Source organism: Actinosynnema sp. NPDC059797 (assembly GCF_042732085.1).
Lineage (GTDB): Bacteria > Actinomycetota > Actinomycetes > Mycobacteriales > Pseudonocardiaceae > Actinosynnema.
Genome location: NZ_JBHWIE010000573.1, coordinates 1 through 3,215, shown reverse-complemented (window position 1 = coordinate 3,215; position 3,215 = coordinate 1). Strand labels below are relative to the sequence as shown.

Below are 3,215 nucleotides of genomic sequence, written 5' to 3'. Positions count from 1 at the left end.
TGTCCAGTAACAATCTCAAAGGAATCCTCTTGACGAGGATCATAAATTTACTGGCTATTCGGCACGCTGTTGAGTTCTCAAAGAACACGCGCTCATCGTCACTCACCGTTCACACGGTTCGCTCAGAGGCTTGTGATTCGTTCAAGCTTGTTGTGAAACAAGACGCCCTGGTCGACCAGGCCCTCAGGGCCCCGACTGGGTCTTCGTGTCTCGCGGTCACCCACTCTACCACACGAGGTGGGAGCTTGGTTCGTGACCTGCCGCACTCCGTTCCGGCTTCCCGGCCCGTTCCGCGCTGACAGAGAGAAAGTTACACGCAGCGGAAGGCCGGGTCAAATCGGGGGCGCAGCAGCGCTCCACGGACCGAAACCGCAGGTCAGCAGCCCGTGCAGCACCGTCGTCCACGCTATCCGACCCGCTTCCCGCGCAACAGTGTGACCGCGATCACACGAAGAGATGACGACGGCCGCCGCCCCACAGGGGGAACGGCGGCCGTCATCGGGCTCCCCGCGCAGGTCAGGCGTGCACCCTGACCCCGGCGGTGTTGCGCTTGCCGCGCCGGACCACCAGCCACTCGCCGTGCAGCAGGTCCTCCTTCGCGGGGCGCCACTCCTCGTCGGCGACCTTCGCGTTGTTCACGTACGCGCCGCCCTCCTTGACCGTGCGCCGCGCCGCGCCCTTGCTGTCGGCCAGCCCGGAGGTCACCAGGAGGTCGACGACGGTCGGCTCGTCGGCCAGGCGCACCTCGCCGGTGGGCACCTCGGCCATGGCGGCGGCCAGCGTCGACGCGTCCAGCTCGCGCAGCTCGCCCCGGCCGAACAGGGCCTGGCTCGCCGCGATGACCTGGCGCGTCTCGTGCTCGCCGTGCACGAGGTCGGTGAACTCCTGGGCCAGCTTCTTCTGCGCGGCGCGCAGGTGCGGCGCCTCGGCGGTCTGCCGCTCCAGCTCGGCGACCTCCTCCCTGGACAGGAAGGTGAACATCCGCAGGTACCGGATCACGTCGGCGTCGCCCACGTTGACGAAGTACTGGTACCAGGCGTACGGCGAGGTCATCGCGGGGTCGAGCCACAGGTTGCCGCCGCCGGTGGACTTGCCGAACTTGCGGCCCTCGGCGTCGGTGACCAGGGGCGCGGTCAGGGCGTGCACGGAGCGGCCCTCGACCTTGCGGATCAGGTCGACGCCGCCGACCAGGTTGCCCCACTGGTCGGAGCCGCCCACCTGGAGCCTGGTGCCGTACTGGCGGTGGAGCCGCAGGTAGTCGTTGGACTGGAGGAGCAGGTAGCTGAACTCGGTGTAGGACATGCCGTCGCCGTCGAGGCGGCGCTTGACCGTCTCCCGGGCGAGCATGACGTTGACCGAGAAGTGCTTGCCGACGTCGCGGAGGAACTCCAGCACCGGCATGTCGCCGGTCCAGTCGAGGTTGTTGACGATGATCGCGCCGGTGGGGCCGTCGTCGAACTCGACGAACCGCTCCAGCTGGCCCCGGATGCGGCCGACCCAGTCCTTGACCGTGTCCTCGGAGTTGAGGGTGCGCTCGCCGGTGTCGCGCGGGTCGCCGATCATGCCGGTGGCGCCGCCCGCCAGGACGATGGGCCGGTGCCCGGCGCGCTGGAAGCGGCGCAGCATGAGCAGCGGGACGAGGTTGCCGGCGTGCAGGCTGGGCGCGGTCGGGTCGAAACCGGCATAGAGGGTGAGCGGGCCGGAGTCCAGGTCCTCCCGGAGTGCGTCGAGGTCGGTGGATTGCGCGATCAGGCCGCGCCAGGACAGCTCGTCGAGGATGTGCTCGCTCACGTGCGCCATTGTCCCGCACCTGGTCAACGCGGTTTGAGCCGGTGCCCGCTTCGGGTAGCCGGTGGCGGGCCCTAGTGAGAGGACCGCAGCGATGACCTACTCGGATCGCGACCCACGTCCCGCTGATCGCCCGACCGAGGCGTTACCCCGTCCCGGGGTGCCTCGCGACCGGCCGGTCGACGTCCCGTACCAGCAGGAAGAGGTCGTCGAGCGCCGCGGTGACGGCCGGGTGCGCGCCGTGCGCGTGGCGTGCGCGGTGATCGACGTGGTGTGCTGGGTGTTCGCCATCGTGCTGGCGATCCACATCTTCCTGGTGCTGGGTGGCGCGAACCGGGCCAACGGGTTCGCGCAGCTGATCGACTCGTGGTCGGCGGGCGTGTCGCTCGGCCTGCGCGACCTGTTCACGCCGGCGAGCGAGGGCCTGCGGACGCTGCTCAACGACGGCCTGGCCGCGCTGCTGTGGCTGCTGATCGGGGCGGTGCTGACGAACGTGATCACGCGGGTCGCCCTGCCCTCGGCGGACCGCCGGGTCTGGTACCGGCGCACGGTGCGCTGACCGCCGGCCTCCCCGGCCGCGCGGGCGGTCGGGGAGGCCGGGAGTCGATCACCTCGTCCGGCACGCCCCGGCGCTACCGACCGTCACGGCGCGTTCACCCTCACGCACGCGGGTTTGCCCCGGCTGGTCAATTGTCCTTCCCGCCCTCCGCGACCAAGTTTGCTTGCGTGGCCAGCGACTTGCAGCGGAAGAAGGTCTCCATCGTGTTCGCCGCGATGGACGTGAACGGTGACGGTTTCCTGGAGCGCGCGGACTTCGAGGCGCTGACGGACCGGTGGGCGGGCATCCGGGGCGAGTCCGGGTCGGACAGGTTGCGCGAGCTGATGATGAGGTGGTGGGAGGCGCTGCACGGGGCGTCCGACGAGAACCGGGACCAGAGGATCACGCTCGACGAGGTGCTGGCCGCGGTCGACAACCTGGGCACCATGCTGGACCTCGTGGTGGCCACCGCCGAGTCGATGTTCGAGGCGGTGGACGAGGACGGCGACGGCGAGATCTCGGCGGCGGAGTACGGCCGCATGATCCACGCGTGGACGGGTGACGACTCGTCGACCGACGCCGGGTTCGCGCGCCTGGACCTGAACGGCGACGGGCACATCTCGAAGGCCGAGTTCGCCGGCCACTGGGTGGAGTTCTGGGCCGGCGACGACGAGGACGCACCCGGCACGTACGTGTTCGGCGAGGTCTAGCGGGAGCCCCGGACCACCTCCACGGCCACCGGCGCGCCCACCCACCCGGCCCGCTCGGCGGCGCGGGCCGGCGAGCCCTGCCCGGCCGGGCGACGGCCAGGCCCTCGGGCGGCCGGTCCAGCAGCCGCCGCTGCTCGTCCCGCGGGGTCGGCAGCGGTGCGGCGGGCAGGTCGTGGAGG

The 3,215-nt window shown here is 70.5% G+C and carries 4 protein-coding genes; 2 read left to right on the top strand and 2 right to left on the bottom strand.

What is annotated here, in order from left to right:
- Nucleotides 1-516 precede the first annotated feature (516 nt).
- A complete protein-coding gene (gene tyrS, locus ACFV4N_RS41810; RefSeq protein ID WP_499678239.1) occupies nucleotides 517-1,791 on the bottom strand; it encodes a tyrosine--tRNA ligase in 1,275 nt (424 codons plus the stop codon).
- A 157-nt stretch (nucleotides 1,792-1,948) separates the two neighbouring features.
- Here tyrS and ACFV4N_RS41805 point away from each other — a divergent pair, with 157 nt between their 5' ends.
- Nucleotides 1,949-2,347 carry a hypothetical protein gene (locus tag ACFV4N_RS41805; RefSeq protein ID WP_499678238.1) on the top strand — a complete coding sequence of 133 codons (399 nt, stop codon included), beginning with the start codon at nucleotides 1,949-1,951 and terminating at the stop codon, nucleotides 2,345-2,347.
- A gap of 167 nt (nucleotides 2,348-2,514) precedes the next feature.
- Entirely contained in the window at nucleotides 2,515-3,036 is a 522-nt protein-coding gene (locus ACFV4N_RS41800; protein WP_499678237.1) for an EF-hand domain-containing protein, read from the top strand.
- Here the strand turns inward: ACFV4N_RS41800 and ACFV4N_RS41795 are convergent.
- Nucleotides 3,033-3,215, bottom strand: a 183-nt coding sequence (locus ACFV4N_RS41795; RefSeq protein ID WP_499678236.1) for a hypothetical protein, incomplete at its 5' end; no start/stop codon positions are given. The genes ACFV4N_RS41800 and ACFV4N_RS41795 overlap by 4 nt on opposite strands.